Raw genomic sequence first — 17,076 nt, 5'->3', positions numbered from 1 at the left:
TCAGTGAGCGGAAACGGAATCCAGTCCGGTCGATTTCACGTCGGCCTGCACGTCGGGCGACACGAGATAGTCGAGCAGCGCCTTCGCTTCCTGCGGATGCTGCGCGCCGACGGGGATGCCGGCGGCGAAGCGCGTGACCGACTGCAGCGGTTCGGGAATCTTGCCGACGAAGATCGCCCCCTTGACGGGCAGCAGCTCGCTGACCTGCTGGAAGCCGATTTCGTAGTCGCCGCTCGCGACGACCGACGCCACCGGAATCCGCGGAATCATCTTCGCCTTCGACTTCACCTGCTCCTCGATGCCGAGCTTCTTGAACAGCTCGCGCTCGATATACACACCGCTCGCGCTATCCGAGTAGGCGATCGACTTCGCGTGCAGCAGCACCTGCTTGAGGCCTTCGGCGGTGCTGATGTCGGGCTTTGCCGCGCCGTCGCGCACGACCATGCCGATGCGCGAGTCGGCCAGCTCGACGCGCGAGCCGGGGATGACCTTGCCTTGCTTGATCAAATCGTCCAGCGCGTAGCCGACCATGATCACGGCGTCGGCGGGCTCGCCGCGCGCGAGCCGGTTCGGAATCGCTTCGGGCGACTTGCCCATCGACGGGCCGAGCGCGGTATCGAGCGTATTGCCCGTCGTCGACGCAAAACGGGGGCCGAGCAGTTTGTACGCGGCGGTGAAGCCGCCCGAGCTCATCACGTGCAGTTCGGCGGCCTGCACGTTGGCCGCAACCGCCGTGGTGACGACGAGCGCGGTTGCGCAACATTTCAGGAGAATATTTCTCATGGTCGTGGTCGTACGGATTCGCATGGGTTCGTGTGGGTTCCTGAACATTCCGGGTGGGCCGGGCGTCAATGCGCCGGCGTCAGCGTCGCGGTACGGTGCCGATAGAGCGCGAACGTCGCAAGAAGCGCGCACACCGCGGCGAAGCTCATCCAGTAGCCCGGGGCGGCCTTGTCGCCCGTCATGTGAATGAGCGCGGTCGAGATGGCCGGCGTGAAGCCGCCGAACACGGCCGTCGCGAGGCTGTAGGCGAGCGAGAAGCCCGCGACACGCACCTGCTCCGGCATCACTTCCGTGAGCGCGACGACCATCGCACCGTTATAGATCCCGTACATGAACGAGAGCCAGAGGAGGACGAGCAGCATGTTGACGAACGACGGCGCGTGCGCGAGCAACGACAGCGCCGGGTAGGCGGTCACGACGGCGAGCACCGTCATGCCGACCAGCAGCGGCCGGCGGCCGATCCTGTCGGACAGCGCACCGCCGATCGGCAGCCACACGAAGTTCGACACGCCGACGCAGAGCGTCACGAGCAGGCTGTCGGCAGTGCTCAGATGCAGCACCGTCTTGCCGAAGGTCGGCGCGTAGACCGTGATCAGATAGAAGCTCGTGGTGGTCATCGCGACCAGCATCATGCCGGCAACCACGACACCCCAGTTCTGCACCAGCGTACCGAACACTTCCTTCATGCTCGGACGATGCTTGCGCGCCTTGAACGCCTGGGTTTCCTCCAGGTTGCGGCGCAGCATGAAGATGAACGGCACGATCATGCAGCCGACGAAGAACGGCACGCGCCATCCCCATGCGGCGATGGCCGACGCGCTCAGCCATTGATTGAGCGCAAAGCCGAGGCCCGCGGCGACGACGATCGCGACCTGCTGGCTGGCGGACTGCCAGCTCGTGAAGAAACCCTTGCGGCCGGGCGTCGCCAGCTCGGCGAGATAGACCGATACGCCGCCCAGTTCGGCCCCGGCGGAGAAGCCCTGCAGCAGCCGGCCGAGCAGCACGAGCGCGGGCGCCAGCAGGCCGATCGTCGCATAGCCCGGCACGAACGCGATCAGGATGGTGCCGCTCGCCATGATGGACAGCGTGACGATCAGGCCCTTGCGGCGGCCGACGTCGTCGATGTACGCGCCCAGCACGATTGCACCCAGCGGCCGCATCAGGAAGCCGGCGCCGAACACGGCGAAGGTCATCATCAACGAGGCGAACTCGCTTTGCGCGGGAAAGAAGACGTTGGCGATCTGCGTGGCGTAGAAGCCGAACAGGAAGAAGTCGAACTGCTCGAGAAAATTCCCGGCTGTGACGCGGAAGACCGCAGCGGCCTTCGAACGTTCGGTCGGAAGGCTGGACGAGGGGTGCATCGGGGTGTCTCCTGAAAATCCTGAAATACGCGGGAGGGGCGGGTCGATTGTTGTTTTCCGGCATGTTCGCCCGGCGCCGGTCAAACGATAAGTGCAATTTTTGGAAGAATTGATGCCGATTCGTTATCAATCGACGCGTCGGCGGCGCGCGCCCGATGCAAGGCTTTGCGGGGCGGGCCGGCGGGGGCGCTGTTCACACACTGGACGGCGGGCGCGTGACCACCAACTGGCATATGGACGACTGGTTCGGCCTGTTCCTTCAGCTGGGCCGGTTCCCGGCCCGATCCTGAGCACAGCGCGTAGGCACGCCATGAAATCGTGCCTGTATTGCGACGTTCGGCGGGCCGGACGCCGTCAGTATCGGCAGTTCCTCACCGCGCCATCCGCAACCCGGCGAGGTCGCCGTGCACGTCGAGGCGGCAAGCATCCATGACGCCCGCCGTCAACCGCGACGTTGCATCGCGGTTCCAAGGTTGAGGCCGGGCCGCCAACGCCCCCTCCGGCGCACCGTCACGCCGGCACCCGCCTCTCCGCGAGCTTGAACTCGCCGACCGTCTGCGCGAGTCGGGCGGCCTGTTCGCGCAGCAGCGTCGCGGCCGCCGCCGACTCCTCGACGAGTGCCGCATTCTGCTGCGTCGCATCGTCGAGATGCGACACCGCCTGATTGACCTGTTCGAGCCCGGTGCTCTGCTCCTTGGCGGCGACGGTCATTTCCGCGATCACGCCCGTGATGCTGCGCACGCCCTGGACGATTTCGTCCATCGTCGCGCCGGCCGTCTGAACGAGCCCGGAGCCCCCTTCGATCTTCTCGACCGACGAGTGAATCAACTGCTTGATCTCCTTGGCCGCCTGCGCGCTGCGCTGGGCGAGCGCGCGCACCTCGCCCGCGACGACCGCGAAGCCGCGGCCGTGCTCGTTCGCGCGCGCCGCCTCGACGGCCGCGTTCAACGCGAGAATGTTGGTCTGGAAGGCGATGCCGTCGATCACACCGACGATGTTGGCGATCTCGCCCGACGCCTGCGTGATGTCGTTCATCGTCGAGACGACCTCGCTCACGACCGAGCCGCCGCGCACCGCGACGTCCGACGCCGATTCCGCCAGACGGCTCACCTGGGTCGCGGCATCGGCCGAGTTGCGGGCCGTGCCGGCGATTTCCTCGAGCGCCGCGGCCGTTTCCTGCAAGCTCGACGCCGCGTGCTCGGTGCGGCTGGACAGATCCTGGTTGCCCTGCGCGATCTCGGCGCTCGCGAGGTTGACCGATTCGCTGAACTCGCGGATCTGCAACAGGATCGTGCTGATCTTTTCGGCGAACACGTTGAACGCCCGCGCGATCTGCGCGGCTTCGTCCGCGCCGTCGGCGGGCAGGCGCTTCGTCAGGTCGCCGCTGCCGCTCGAGACGTCCGTGAGCGCGTCGCGCACCAGCAGAATGCGCTTGAACGCCGCGTTCGTCATCGCGCCGACGAGCGCCGCGGCGATGACGGCGACGATCAGGATGGCCGCCAGCGTCGTCGTCGCGACCGCGCGCATGCCGGCCGTCACGTCGGCCTTGTCGAGCGCGAGCACCAGGGACCAGTCGGTACCGTCGATCGGCTGGGCGCGCATCAGCTTGGTTGCCCCGTCGATGTCGACCTCGACCGGCGCGGACGCCGTTTGCAGCGCGCCGAGGTGATCGGCATCGAGCGCAGGCGAGAGACCGGTCGCCGGCTTCATGATCAGGTCGGTCTTGGCCGACGCGATCACCCGCCCGCTCTTGTCCACCAGGAATGCGAAGCTCGCCGGCGTCGGGTGAACGGAGGTCACGATCGCGCTCACGCTCTCCATGAACAGGCTGGCCGCCAGCACGCCCTTCACCGCGCCGTCGCGCACCAAGGGCACCGCGAAGGCAACCGCCGGCTTGCCGCTCGTCGCATCGCGGTAGAGTGCCGTCACGACCAGGTGGCCCGCGCCGACGGCCTGCTTGTACCAGGGGCGTGCGGTCGGGTCGTATCCGGGTGCGAGCGGGACGTTCGAGAACGCAGTCTTGTCCGGCAGGCCCAGCGTCAGCACCTCGAAGCCGCCCGACTTGCCGAGCAGCTTCAGCGCCGGCACCGGGTCGCCTTCGCCGATCGCCAGCGTATCCGCGAGTGCCTGGGTTTCCCGCCCTCTGCTGGCCACCCATTCGTTGATCGCCAGCGCGTGCCCGGCGAGGATCGCCTTGTGATTCTGGTCGATGGCCTCGTCGTTATGGTTCTTGACGACGTAATAGACCAGCCCCCCGGTAACGGCCAGCGCCGTGACCACAATGGCGACGCAGGTCGCAAGTATCCGAGCACGAATGGATGACAGCATGATGACTTCAATCTCCGTTGCCGCGTTATGTGAACTGGATCGATGAACAGGCCGACCCTGCTCTGCTTAACGGCACCGGCGGGAGGAAATTGAGTCGTGCAGAATGGCTGGCACGTCTTCGATCGGTTCGGAATACAGCTGCGTGGCATGCATTCGCGTGGCGGTCGGCTCGACATGGGGGCGACACCCGCTTTCGACACGCACGGGAGCAGCAACCCGCCACGAGGTCGGCCATTTTCTGCCGCCGTCTCGATGGCCGGCCCCGAGGTCGGCGGCCGGAACACGATGTTCGCCCGAGTTTCGGCGTGGTCGTATCGACGCCATGCGCGGGCGCTTCGCTCGGCAGCCGCTCGCCCGAGCGAAGCTGCACGCGATGAGCCGGATCGCCCGGCGCATACCAGCCATTTGCGGCTACGCGTATTTGTCGCCCACCGTACTGCGAATCGGATGCGTGTCGTAAACGATGATCATCCGCTCGACGAGCCCGCTTTCATCGAACTCGAACACGTCGACGCACTCGAAGCGCACGGTGGAACCATCCTTGAGGCCCCAGTCATAGATGAAATAGCCCGTCGCGCGCCGCGCGCCCATCGTGCTGACGCAAATGTCGATCGGGGTGATCTTGCTCGACGCCGATGCGGCGTCGACTTTCGCAAAGAACGGGGCCGGCGTCATCCAGCCGAGAAACGGCGAGAATATTTGCGCGTCGGGTTTGAACACGGAGCAGATTGCGGCCACGTCGCCGCGCTCCAGCGCCTGGAGATAGGACAGAATCTGGCGCGTGTATAGTGTTTCAGGCGATGTGCTCATCCGCTTCCTCCGATCATGCGTTGCACGCCCGCGCTTGCACGAACGGGCATTCAGTACCGCCACGATAACGACGCCCCGATGACCGAACAATCGAATCATTCGCAACCCGGGTATGCGGCATCTGCATACCCGTTGGCGGATTTGACACGCCCGCTGCCTTCGATCCTGGCACTGCAGTCGTTTGTCGCGGCAGCGCACCTCGGCAGCGTCAGCAAGGCTGCGGATCATCTGTGCCGGACCCAGGGCGCGGTCAGCCGCCAGCTCCAGCACCTGGAAGCGCACTACCGATGCCAGCTTTTCGTGCGCCACGCGTCGGGACTGACGCCGACGGCGGAAGGAAACGCCCTGCTGCCCGTGGCAATCGATGTGCTCACGCGGCTGGCACAACATGCGGACCATGACGGACGCACGATTCCGCTCCTCACCATCCGGTTACCGTCGACGTTTGCGATCCGATGGCTGCTGCCGCGGCTTCCCGATATCAGCCGCGCGTTGAATGGGGTCGAACTTCGGATCTCGACCTCTGCCGACGATCATCCGGATTTCACCTCGCCCGATATCGACGCGATCGTCGTGCGCGGCACAGGCCGGTGGGCCGGTCTGGTCGCCATACCGCTGTTTGCAGAGACGCTGACTCCGATGTGCACCGCCGGTCAATCCGCATCGCTGAAATCGCCCGCTGACCTCGGGCACGCCGTGTTGCTCCATCCGGGATCGAGTCGACAGGAGTGGCAATGCTGGCTCGACGGCGTCGACGCCCCACAGGTCGATGCGGGCAGCGGACTGGTTTTCGACACGCTCGAGCTGACGCTCACGGCCGCCGCGCTGGGGCACGGTGTCGCGATCGGCGATCCTCGACTGGCAACCGACCGCCTCGAGACGGGCGCGCTGGTCACCCCCTTCGACCACGTCGCCCACAACGGCCTGGGTTACTTCCTCGTTTATCCGCATCAACGTGCAGCGCAGGACAAGATTCGTGCGCTTGCCGACGTCCTCGCGAAGATCGCGCAAGACGATCCGTCGACACGCCCGTAAGGCCCATCGATTCCGCACTCGAATCGGCCGCCTGGCCGGCCCAGGGCGAGCAGTCCGGCACGCTGCACGCCGTGAGCGGACGCCACGCCGTCGAGCGTCCGGATTGCCTGGCTTGCGCTCGCCGGGGTTCGGTCGCACACGTTTGCGCGCCGGAGCGCGATCGCACGCATCCGGCTGGCCGCCATGCCGGCCTTGATTTTTTGTTAACCGTGCCGTTAACCGGGATTTGACCCGCGCCGGCGCCATTGCAGCCGGCTTCCCATACGAGCGCGAGCATGCCCGCATTCACCTCGATCGAGAACATTGCCGACTGGGCCGGACGCAACCCGTTTATCGTCGGGGCGTTGGGTACGCTGATGTCGCTGGCCGCGCTCGGGATCAGCGTGGCGACACTGTGGGCCGGGCGAAGCGAAGCCGTCGAGCATGCGCATGAAACGTCGCGCAACGTCGCAGCCGTGCTGGTGAGCCAGATCGCACGCACGGTCGAAACGTCGAACAATGCGCTGGTCGCACTCGCATCCGATCTCGGCAAGCCCGCGGTGCGGCGCATGGATGCCGGGCTGCGGCACGATCTGCTGTTCGAGCGCACCGCGGCCCAGTATGTCACCGGCATGGGCGTGACCGACAAGCGCGGCCAGCTGATCGACGGATGCTGCAGCGCGACCCACCATTGGGATTTCGGCGATCGCGACTACTTCAAAGTCCATCGCGATGCGGACAACGTCGGCCTCTACGTGTCCGAGGCCTATCGCGCGCGCTCGCGCGCCGGCAAGGAATCCATCGCGCTGTCGCGGCGCATCGACCGGCCGGACCATACCTTCAACGGGATCGCGGTGGTCGCCATCGACCTCGCCTATTTCGATCAGCTCCTGTCCGGCCTCGATGTCGGGCCGAACGGGGTCAGCGCGATCCTGCGCGCGGACGGCACGATCCTCGCGAGAAATCCGCCGTTGAACGACAACCAGATGAACCACCTGCGTCGCTCGAAAGCATTCGAGCGGATGGTGAACAGCGAATCGGGCTTCTATCCCGCGCGTTCGAGCATCGACGGCACCATGCGGCTGTATACCTACCAGCGGGTGCCGGGCACGCCGCTGATCGCAGTCGTCGCGCCGGCGGAGCGCGACGTGCTGGCGAGCATCAGGCGCCTGTCGTGGACGGCCGGCGTATTGGCGACCGTAATCAGCGCACTGTTTTGCGCGGTGGTATGGCTGCTTGCGTTTGCGTTGCGGGACAACCTGCGCAAGCAGACGCTGCTCACGGATCTCACGCGGACCGATCCGCTGACCGGCCTGTGCAACCGCCGCGCGCTCGATATCGCGCTGGCCGACGAATGGGAACGGCTGCAGCGGGGCAGCAACGGCAGCCTGTCGATACTGTTCATCGACGCCGACCACTTCAAGCAGTACAACGACCGGCATGGGCACGCGGAAGGCGATACGGCGCTGCGCTTTCTCGCCGAATGCATCCGCACGCACACGCGCCGGCGCGGCGATCTCGCCGCGCGCTACGGCGGCGAGGAGTTCGTCGCGGTGTTGCCGGATACGGACGAAAGCGGCGCCGCGCAGGTCGCGGAGGCGATTCGCCGCGAAGTCGAACGCAACCGGCTCGACGGGTTTGCGGAAGCCGTTCCGGCCTTCACCGTCAGCATCGGCTGCGCGACCGGCCATCGCGCGCGCCCCGCGTCCGTGCATGCGCTGTCGCATCAGGCAGACATGGCGCTCTATCGTGCGAAGCGCGAAGGCAGGAACCGCGTGAGTTGCGCGGAAACGGAGCCGCTCGCGCACTCGGCGTGACCGGCCACGGGTCGTGATCTGCATTTTTTTGGGGCAGCAGGTGAATCGCAAACGATTGCCTGGGCGGCCGTACCGGATTGTTCTTTCACCTTCCAGATAATCAGGAAAGCTATCCGACATCAACGAAGCCGGGCTTTCCACATGAACGATCAACGGCTGACCGTTCGCACGAAGCTGCCCCTCGCTGCCTGGCTCATCACGTGCGTGGTTCGGCTCGTCTCCAGGCAGCCGCCGCATCGAATTCGCTCGAAGAACCGGGAAGCCGGCGCGTAGTCGCCCGCCGCCGCATATCTGCAACGGACGCACCGAACTCGTCATCCGTCACGTTCAGCACCGGGAATTAACCAGATAGTGGGAATTCGCGCGCACTGAATGCAATGCGAAACAAATCCTTAACGGCCACGTAACGATCCATCACCACAATTCGCCCTCTTCGACCATCAGGATGGAGTCTTGCATGTTTGCGTCACGAAGCCGTTTCCCGCTGCACGTTGCAGCATTGTCGAGTGCGATTGTCCTGGCCGCCTGCGGCGGCGGCGACGATGTCGCGTCGACCGGCACGATCGCCGCGGCCGTTCCGGCGCCGCCCGCCGACCCCGGCTTCGTCGACAGCGCCCCCGTGCCGAGCGTGCCCGCTTTCGTCGACAACATCGCGACCAACCAGCGCGGCGACGCGCGCTACGCGACGCTGTCGACCAACGCCGCGGTGCGCGTGGTGAGCCGTTTTCTCGATCTCTGGCAACCGTCGACGATGCTGGTCGACGCGGGCGTGAGCGCGCCGGCGTTCGGCGCGTTTCCGGCCATCTCGCCGTCCACCTGTTCCGGACTGCCCGGCAGCGGCGCACCGTGCGGCACGATCCTGAACGACACCGTGCTGTCGGCCAACGTGCAGTACGTGATCAACGCGACGACCGCCCGCACGCCGCAGCAGGCCGATGCCGCTTACTACGACGACCGGCGCGGCAAGGGCTTCAGCGTGACCGACGGCATGGGCCCGCTCACCGCCGCGTGGCGCACCGCGGCCCAGCAGACGACCAGCATCACCAGCATTCCGCCAGACGCGACGTCGGTGCTGTACAACGACTCGGGTAACAACGTCGGCGTCGGCAGCAGCACGAACGCGAGCTTCGGCAAAGTCGTCGACCTGCTCAACGAAATGGGCAGCAACGCATCGACCGAACCCTCGAAGCGCTTCTTCAAATATGCGCGCCCGTACCGCTGGAGCACGAGCGTGGTGGTCGCGCCGACGCTCGTTCCGGCGGAAAGCACGACGCCCGCGACCGACGGCGGCTTCATCAGCGGCCACGAGGCCGAAGCGATGCGCGATGCGACGACGATGGCATGGCTCGTGCCGGAGCGCTTCCAGGAAATGGTCGGCCGCGGCCTCGAACTCGGCGAGAACCGGATCCTCGCCGGCATGCACTCGCCGCTCGACGTGATCGGCGGCCGCATGCTCGCGCTGGCCGTCAGCACGGCGAACCTGACCGCCTACGCCGGCGACGCGCAGGCCGCGTACACGCAAGCCCACCAGGTGCTGCAGCAACTGACGGGGACGACCGCCGCGACGTTCTCCGCATTCGCGCACACCGGCACGGCGGCAACCGACCGGTTCGCCGACTACGCGACGAACAAGGCCGCGTTCCTGCGCCGCATGACGTTCGGCTTCGGCGCGATCGAATCGACGGACGCGCCGCCGGTCGTGCCGAAGGGCGCGGAGATCCTGCTGCTAACGCGCTTCCCGTACCTGAGCGCCGACCAGCGGCGCGTCGTGCTGAAGACGACCGAACTGCCGTCCGGCTATCCGGTCATGGACGACGCGGAAGGCTGGGGCCGCCTGAACCTGTTCGCGGCAGCCGACGGCTACGGCGCGTTCAACGGCAACGTGATCGTATCGATGGACGCGTCGCAGGGCGGCTTCAATGCGGCCGACCTGTGGCGCAACGACGTCGCGGGCGCGGGCAAGCTGACGCTGCAGGGCAGCGGCACGCTGACGCTGGCGGGCAACAACAGCTACACGGGCGGCACGCAGGTGAGCGGCGGCACGCTTGCGGCCGCGTCGACGACGGCGTTCGGCAAGGGCGACGTCTATGTCGGCGCCGGCGGCAGCGTGAGGATCGCGGCCGGTGCGCCGGTGACGATCGCGACCCGCTACACGCAGCTCGACAACACGACGCTCGAACTCGACCTCGACGGCAACGGCGGCGGACGCCTGCGCGTGGGCGGCCCGCTCACCGTCGCAGGCGGCACGCTGCACGTGAAGTTCGTGAACGGTTACGCGCCGAAGGCCGGCGACACCCTCGCGCTGATCGACGGCGCGGCGGCTGCCGCGAAGTTCTCGACGGTGACGGTCGACGGGTTCAAGGCAACGCCCGTTTATACCGCGACGGGCGTGTCGATCACGCTGTCGGCCGCGTAGCCGGCATCGGGCGTCGATTCTTGCAGCGAAGCCGCCCGCGGGCGGCTTCGGCTCAGGCGGAGCGGGCGGAAGCCGCCGCGCCCCGATCGCGACAGCCCCGCGCGGCCGCGCGGGGAATCCTCCGACCTGAACCGGCGCCGTGCGCGAGCACGCGGATGTCCTCCTCGCGTTGCCGGCCGGCGAACCGGTTGCGGGCCGGGCGGCCATTCGCGCGCATCTTCGCGCGTCCGAAGCGCGATGGATCGACTCCGGCCCGAAAGCCGACCCGGATTGACCGGCGCACGAGCGCCTGCCCGCGTCTGCGCGCTCGACGCGGCGCATCATGCGGCACCCTGTGTAAACCCCATCTCAGCTAAAACCGAAATCCCTTATAATGGGATTCATGTTTACAAACACACGTAATTTACAAGAAAACAACAATAATTGTCCCGAATTTCGGGTTTCCTTTCGTTTTCGTTGCGGTCGGCCATCGCCATGCGCGACGCGCTGGCTCGGCGAGTGGCAACAAGGTGTTTCCGCCGTGTCACCCGGTGTTTTTTTCTGGATATGATCGTCGGCAGGACGGGGGTGTCACACGGCACCTTCCGGAAGCAATCCAGGCAAATCGCGCAGGGCGCGATCGTACTGCCCACGCCTGGGCAGCATGAGCCGGCCGGTTTCGATCGGCATCGAATTTGAGACGGGATGCATTAGCCACACCATGAACCTGCACGCTGAAACACTGTGCTTCTCGGATGTGTTCCTCCATTCCCAGGCGATCGTGAACTGGTCGCAGCACTATGACCAGATCAGTCCGGGCACGGCCACGACCACGTTGCGCCAGGTCGCCGGCCAGCGCTTTCACGTCTTTCGCGAACGCATCAACCAACGCGTGATGCAGCACGGCCTGGCGCCGCGCGACCGCCTCTGCTTCGCGCTGCCGATCGCCAGTACCGTTGCGCCGGTGGTCCAGGGGCGCACCGTCGAGCGTCCGAGCCTGCTGACCTTGCGCGGCGGCGAGGAGTTCGTCGCCCACCTGCCGTGCGACACCGAAGTGCTCGCCTTCACGATCGATCGCACGCTCACGGCCGATCGCGAACTGGACGAACTCTCGAACCTGCCCGCACGCATCCTGAAGCAGCCGGTGCTGCCGATCTCGCCCGCACGCTACCGCCATGCGCTGGATGGCCTCGAGCGCGTGCTCTGCCAGGCGCTCGACAGCGGTTCGCTCACGGCACGCAACGCGTTCGACGAACGCGTGCTCGCGCACAGTGTCGTCGGCATCCTGCTCGACCTCGTGCAGTCCGACGACCCGGATGCCGGTGCGATGCCGTCGGCATCGACGCAAAGCTATATCGTGCGCCGCAGCCAGGAGATCGCACTGGAAAGCGACGACGTGCCGACGGTCATCGATCTCTGTCATCACCTTCGAATCAGCCGCCGCACGCTGCAATACAGCTTCCAGAACGTCGTCGGCACCACGCCGACGGCCTACCTCCGCTCGATCCGGCTGAACGCCGTGCGACGCTTCCTGATGACGACGCCCGAGACGATGCGGATCGGGGACGCGGCCGCGCAATTCGGCTTTTGCCACTTTGGACGCTTTTCCGCGTACTACCAGCAACATTTCCACGAGCTGCCGTCGCACACGCCGCGCCTGAGCTGAGACCCGGGACGTGCCGCGCGGCGCATCCGGGTAATCCCCTGCCGCCCGGCGCATGCGGATTGCCGATACCGGACAACGCCCGCTTTTTCGGCACCGTAAATTTTGTCGTCGGCCTGTTCCGCATCGCACTGCACCGCGCCGGGCGGCCGTCCAAGCGCACACCTGTGACGTCGGCGGACGTCAGCATCCATTGCCGGTTCGTCAGGATCGGCCCGCGGCACAGGGATATTGATCAGGCATGCCGGTGTCGATTCCTGACGGACGATCCGGTCAGCGGGACTACTCATGAGCGAATTGTCATCCCGGTCCGAAGCGGGCCTCAGCAAGAACGCCGTCGGACTTTCACACATCGTCTTCTTCGTCGTCGCCGCGGCCGCGCCGCTCACCGCGATGGTCGGCGCGACACCCGCGGCGTTCTCGCTCGGCAACGGCCCCGGCGTGCCCGGCGTATTCGTGCTGGCGGGCATCATGTACCTGATCTTCAGCATCGGCTACGCCGCGATGAGCCGCCACATCTCCAATGCGGGCGCGTTCTATGCGTATATCGCGAACGGGCTCGGACGTCCGGCCGGCGTGGGCGGCGCGTTCGTCGCGATCGTCGCGTACAACGCCGTGCAGATCGCGATCTACTGCATGTTCGGCTTCTTCCTGAACGACAGCATCCAGCGGCACTACGGCGTCGACGTGCCGTGGTGGGCGTTCGCGCTTGCGTGCGTCGTCGCCGTGCATTTCTGCGGCGCGCGGCACATCGAGTTCAGCGGCCGGCTGCTCGGCATGCTGATGATCGGCGAGATCGCGATCGTGATGCTGCTCGATCTCGCGATCGTCGCGCACGGCGCGAGCGCTGGCGGCTTCAGCGCGAAACCGTTCAGCCCCGCGATGGTGTTCGCACCCGGGCTCGGCACCGCGCTCGTGTTCGTGCTCGGCTCGTACATGGGCTTCGAGGCAACGGCCATCTTCTCCGAGGAGGCCCGCGACCCGAAACGCACGATCCCGCGCGCCACGTACGTGGCCGTGATCCTCATCATGGCGTTCTACGCGCTGTCGTCGTGGGCGATCGTCGAGGCATGGGGCGAAGGCCGGATTGCCGCGCAGGCAGCCCGCGATCCGGCCAACCTGTGGCTTGCCGTCAGCGGCCGGCTGCTCGGCGGCATCGCGACGGATGCGATGAACGTGCTGCTCGTCACGAGCCTCTTCGCGGCGATCCTGTCGTTCCACAATACGATCACGCGCTATTTCTACGCGATGGGCCGCGAACGTGTGCTGTGGCGCAAACTCGGCCATACGTGCCCCGTGCATCGCTGTCCCGACGTCGCCGGAAAAGTGCAGACGCTGATCGCACTCGCGGCCATCGCCGGCTCCGCCGCCTTTCGCCTCGATCCGTTCGCGGTCGTGTTCTCGTGGATGAGCGCGCTGGCCACGATCGGCATCATCGCGGTGCAGATCCTCGTGGCAGCCTCGGTGATCGTGTTCTTCGCGCGCGACCATCGGGATGCCGGCCTCGTACACCGCCTGATCGCACCGCTCGTCAGCGTGATCGCGCTCGGCGCCTGCCTCGTGCTGGTCGTGCGCAACCTGTCCGTGCTGAGCGGATCGGATTCGACCTTCGTCGCGATGTTTCCGTATTTCCTGCTTGCCGTCGGCGCGCTCGGCGTCCGCGCCGCGTTGCGATTGAAGCGCTCCGATCCCGACCTGTATCGCGAACTCGGACGCGCCACCCCGTAACCGCCGCCCGGCCGGCGCCGCGCGCGGCTCCGGCATCGTCTTGCCCCACCCCTGACACTTTCCCGCCGTCGGCACGCGCACGGGTATTCCCTATCCCGATCACGCGGCAACGATTGCCGATAGCGGACAAGGCCCGCCATTTCATCGACATACAGTGGATCCGACGTTGAAGCCGTGCCGTGGCAGCCCTCACCGCCACGACCGGCGCGGCTCGACGACACGCCCCTGTGAAACACGGACACCATGATGAAAATTCAGAACCTGATCGGCGGCCGGCATTGCGACGCAGCTGCCGGCCGTACCTTCGAAAAGCTGGCGCCGGCGACCGGCGACTACGTCGCCGCCGTGCCGGCGTCGAGCGCCGAAGACGTCGACCGTGCGGTGCGCGCCGCGCACGGCGCGCTGCACGACGACGCCTGGGCGCGCGCGGGCGGGTCGGCCCGGGCGCGCTGGCTGCTTCGGCTGGCCGACCTGATCGAGCGCGACCGTGACGCGCTGGCGGAATGCCTGGCCGTCGAACAAGGCCGTCCGCTTGCCGAGATGCGCATGATGGACATCCCGATGAGCATCGACACGCTGCGCTACTTCGCCGGCTGGGCCGACAAGCTCGAGGGCCGCACGATTCCGACCGACGGCTTCATGGGCCGCCCGACACTCAACTACACCCGGCGCGCGCCGGTCGGCGTCGCCGGGCAGATCATCCCGTGGAACGCGCCGCTCATGATCGCCGTGTGGAAACTCGCACCGGCGCTCGCGGCCGGCTGCCCGGTGGTCATCAAGCCGTCCGAGGACACGCCGCTCGCGCTCGCCCGTCTCGGCGAACTCGTCTGCGAAGCCGGCCTGCCCGCCGGCGTCGTCAACATCGTCCACGGCGTCGGTTCGGAAGTCGGCGCCGCGCTCGTCGCACACCCGCTCGTGAGCAAGATCAGCTTCACCGGCAGCACCGAAGTCGGCCGTGCGATCGCCGCCGAAGCGGCCCGAACCTTCAAGCGCGTCACGCTCGAGCTCGGCGGCAAGGCTGCGCAAATCGTCTTCGCGGATGCCGATCTCGACCGTGCGATCCCGTCGCTGATGGCCGGCATGTTCGCGAACCAGGGCCAGACGTGCGCGGCCGGCTCGCGCGTGCTCGCGCACCGCTCGATCGCGCCCACGCTCGAAGCGCGCCTCGCCGACGCCGCCCGCGCCATTCGCGTCGGCCCGCCGTCGGAGCCCGGCGTGCAGATGGGCGCGCTCATCAACCCGCGTCACCTCGCGCGCGTGCGCGCGCACGTCGAAAGCGCGCACGTCGAAAGCGCGCTCGCCGAAGGCGCGGTGATGCTCGCGGGCGACGAACAGGTGCCGCCGCGCGGCTGCTTCATGCGTCCGACGATTCTGGGCGGCGTGCATCCCGACATGCGGATCGCCCGCGACGAAGTGTTCGGCCCGGTCGGCATGGTCATGCCGTTCGACACCGAGGACGAGGCCATTCGCATCGCCAACGACACGCCGTTCGGCCTGTCGGCCTCGGTCTGGACGCAGGACGTCGGCACCGCGCACCGTGTCGCCGAGCGGCTCGACGTCGGCGCGGTCGCCATCAATGCATGGAGCCCGATCGACGCGCGCCTGCCGTGGGGCGGCACCAAGCAGAGCGGCATCGGGCGCGACCTGTCGAAGGCCGCGCTCGACTCGTACCTCGAGGAAAAGATCATCAGCGCAGCCCTGTGACCCCGCGGCGCACGCTGTGCCGCACCGTATTCAAGCACTTCACGAGAGAAAGACCATGGACTATCAAAAGCGACAAAAGCGATTCTGGCACCCGATGAGCTCGGCAGCCGCCGGGCACACGACCCCCACCGTGATCATCGAGCGCGGCGACGGCAACTACGTGTACGACGTCGAGGGCCACCGCATGCTCGACGGCGTCGGCGGACTCTGGAACGTCAACGTCGGCCACAACCGGCCGGAAGTGAAGGCCGCGATCGCCCGCCAGATGGACGAGCTGTCCTACTACCAGACCTTCGACGGCGTCGCCCATCCGCGCGTGTACGACCTGGCCGACCGCCTGTGCGCGATGTTCGCGCAGGAGGACATGCAGCGGGTAATGTTCGGCAGCGGCGGCTCCGACGCGATCGAGACCGCGCTCAAGATGGCGCGCCAGTACTGGGTTGCCGCGGGGGAACCGTCGCGCACGAAATTCCTGTCGCTGCGCAACGGTTACCACGGCGTGCACGTCGGCGGCACATCGCTCGGCGGCAACGGCGTCTACCATTACAATCACGGTCCGCTGCTGCCCGGCTGCGTGCTGCTCGACACGCCGTGGCTCTATCGCAACCCGTGGAACTGCGAAGATCCGCAGCAACTCGTCGAGCATTGCATCCGGCAACTCGAGGAAACGATCGCGTTCCATGGCCCGCAGACCATCGCCGCGTTCGTCGCGGAACCGGTCCAGGGCGCCGGCGGCCTGATCGTCCCGCCCGCCGACTACTGGGCGCGCGTGCGGGCCGTCTGCGACCGGAACGGCATCCTGCTGATCGCCGACGAGGTGGTCACCGGTTTCGGCCGCACCGGCAGCATGCTGGGCAGCCGCGGATGGGGGGTCGCCGCCGATATCCTGTGCGTCGCCAAGGGCATCTCCGCCGGCTACGTCCCGCTCGGCGCGACGCTGTACAACGGGCGCATCGCGCAGGCGATCGAACACGGCGCGGGTTTCTCGCACGTGGTCATGCACGGCTATACGTACAGCGGGCATCCGCTTGCGTGCGCCGCGTCGCTCGCGGTGCTCGACATCGTCGAAGCCGAGGATCTGCCGGGCAATGCGGCACGGGTCGGCCAGCGCCTGCTCGAACACCTGCAGCCGCTGAAGGCCGACTTCGAGACCGTCGGCGACGTCCGCGGCAAGGGGCTGATGCTGGCGCTCGATCTCGTGACCGACAAGGCCAGCCGCACGCCGCTCGATCCGGGCAAGGGGTTCGCGGCGCGCGTGGCCGACGCCGCGCGCCGGCGCGGGGTCCTGGTCCGGGCGATCGCCAACAAGGTCGTGATGTCGCCGCCGTTGACGCTGCAGCAGGACGAGGCCGACTTCATCGCGCTGACGCTGCGCGAGGCGCTGCAGGAGTGCTGCGCGGATTCGCGATCGATCGCCTGACCGCACGGACAGCCCGGCGCACGGATTGTTCGTCGAAGGTCCGTGCGCATCGC

At 67.0% G+C, this 17,076-nt stretch carries 11 protein-coding genes; 7 read left to right on the top strand and 4 right to left on the bottom strand.

Going from position 1 to position 17,076, the window contains the following annotated elements; genetic code table 11:
• The 4 genes from G3N64_RS23525 to G3N64_RS23510 all read right to left on the bottom strand — a co-directional run bounded on the left by G3N64_RS23525 (position 1) and on the right by G3N64_RS23510 (position 5,282).
• Positions 1-783, bottom strand: coding sequence for a substrate-binding domain-containing protein (locus G3N64_RS23525; RefSeq protein WP_205786054.1), 783 nt, complete (start codon positions 781-783; stop codon positions 1-3).
• A 65-nt stretch (positions 784-848) separates the two neighbouring features.
• The gene (locus G3N64_RS23520; RefSeq protein ID WP_205786053.1) at positions 849-2,144 is read right to left on the bottom strand and encodes an MFS transporter; all 1,296 of its coding nucleotides are present in this window, start codon (positions 2,142-2,144) and stop codon (positions 849-851) included.
• A 510-nt stretch (positions 2,145-2,654) separates the two neighbouring features.
• Positions 2,655-4,472, bottom strand: a complete 1,818-nt coding sequence (locus G3N64_RS23515; protein ID WP_205786052.1) for a methyl-accepting chemotaxis protein — start codon at positions 4,470-4,472, stop codon at positions 2,655-2,657.
• A gap of 411 nt (positions 4,473-4,883) precedes the next feature.
• Complete coding sequence (locus G3N64_RS23510) at positions 4,884-5,282, bottom strand: nuclear transport factor 2 family protein (protein WP_205786051.1); 399 nt, start codon at positions 5,280-5,282, stop codon at positions 4,884-4,886.
• Positions 5,283-5,360: 78 nt separating this feature from the next.
• Here G3N64_RS23510 and G3N64_RS23505 point away from each other — a divergent pair, with 78 nt between their 5' ends.
• The 7 genes from G3N64_RS23505 to G3N64_RS23475 all read left to right on the top strand — a co-directional run bounded on the left by G3N64_RS23505 (position 5,361) and on the right by G3N64_RS23475 (position 17,023).
• Positions 5,361-6,317 (top strand): LysR substrate-binding domain-containing protein, encoded by a 957-nt coding sequence (locus tag G3N64_RS23505; protein WP_205786050.1) that lies wholly within the window; start codon positions 5,361-5,363, stop codon positions 6,315-6,317.
• A 275-nt stretch (positions 6,318-6,592) separates the two neighbouring features.
• A complete protein-coding gene (locus G3N64_RS23500; protein ID WP_205786049.1) occupies positions 6,593-8,113 on the top strand; it encodes a sensor domain-containing diguanylate cyclase in 1,521 nt (506 codons plus the stop codon).
• A gap of 457 nt (positions 8,114-8,570) precedes the next feature.
• Positions 8,571-10,529 (top strand): phosphatase PAP2 family protein, encoded by a 1,959-nt coding sequence (locus tag G3N64_RS23495; RefSeq protein ID WP_205786048.1) that lies wholly within the window; start codon positions 8,571-8,573, stop codon positions 10,527-10,529.
• Between the two features lie 700 nt (positions 10,530-11,229).
• Complete coding sequence (locus tag G3N64_RS23490) at positions 11,230-12,174, top strand: helix-turn-helix domain-containing protein (protein WP_205786047.1); 945 nt, start codon at positions 11,230-11,232, stop codon at positions 12,172-12,174.
• A 285-nt stretch (positions 12,175-12,459) separates the two neighbouring features.
• On the top strand, positions 12,460-13,899 hold the full coding sequence (locus tag G3N64_RS23485) for an APC family permease (protein WP_205786046.1): 1,440 nt from the start codon (positions 12,460-12,462) through the stop codon (positions 13,897-13,899).
• 243 nt (positions 13,900-14,142) lie between these two features.
• Positions 14,143-15,603 carry an aldehyde dehydrogenase family protein gene (locus G3N64_RS23480; protein WP_205786045.1) on the top strand — a complete coding sequence of 487 codons (1,461 nt, stop codon included), beginning with the start codon at positions 14,143-14,145 and terminating at the stop codon, positions 15,601-15,603.
• Positions 15,604-15,658: 55 nt separating this feature from the next.
• Positions 15,659-17,023 (top strand): aspartate aminotransferase family protein, encoded by a 1,365-nt coding sequence (locus tag G3N64_RS23475; protein ID WP_205786044.1) that lies wholly within the window; start codon positions 15,659-15,661, stop codon positions 17,021-17,023.
• Positions 17,024-17,076 lie beyond the last annotated feature (53 nt).

Source organism: Burkholderia sp. Ac-20344, from assembly GCF_017104975.1.
GTDB lineage: Bacteria > Pseudomonadota > Gammaproteobacteria > Burkholderiales > Burkholderiaceae > Burkholderia.
Note: the sequence above shows the minus strand (reverse complement) of the source record. Positions and strands in the feature narration are given on the sequence as shown.

Bases quoted from the DNA above. Each gene is read 5' to 3' on its own strand.
- G3N64_RS23510 (WP_205786051.1), bottom strand. From the start codon at position 5,282: ATGAGCACATCGCCTGAAACACTATACACGCGCCAGATTCTGTCCTAT.
- G3N64_RS23485 (WP_205786046.1), top strand. From the start codon at position 12,460: ATGAGCGAATTGTCATCCCGGTCCGAAGCGGGCCTCAGCAAGAACGCC.
- G3N64_RS23515 (WP_205786052.1), bottom strand. From the start codon at position 4,472: ATGCTGTCATCCATTCGTGCTCGGATACTTGCGACCTGCGTCGCCATT.
- G3N64_RS23525 (WP_205786054.1), bottom strand. From the start codon at position 783: ATGAGAAATATTCTCCTGAAATGTTGCGCAACCGCGCTCGTCGTCACC.
- G3N64_RS23475 (WP_205786044.1), top strand. From the start codon at position 15,659: ATGGACTATCAAAAGCGACAAAAGCGATTCTGGCACCCGATGAGCTCG.
- G3N64_RS23500 (WP_205786049.1), top strand. From the start codon at position 6,593: ATGCCCGCATTCACCTCGATCGAGAACATTGCCGACTGGGCCGGACGC.
- G3N64_RS23490 (WP_205786047.1), top strand. From the start codon at position 11,230: ATGAACCTGCACGCTGAAACACTGTGCTTCTCGGATGTGTTCCTCCAT.
- G3N64_RS23505 (WP_205786050.1), top strand. From the start codon at position 5,361: ATGACCGAACAATCGAATCATTCGCAACCCGGGTATGCGGCATCTGCA.
- G3N64_RS23495 (WP_205786048.1), top strand. From the start codon at position 8,571: ATGTTTGCGTCACGAAGCCGTTTCCCGCTGCACGTTGCAGCATTGTCG.
- G3N64_RS23520 (WP_205786053.1), bottom strand. From the start codon at position 2,144: ATGCACCCCTCGTCCAGCCTTCCGACCGAACGTTCGAAGGCCGCTGCG.
- G3N64_RS23480 (WP_205786045.1), top strand. From the start codon at position 14,143: ATGATGAAAATTCAGAACCTGATCGGCGGCCGGCATTGCGACGCAGCT.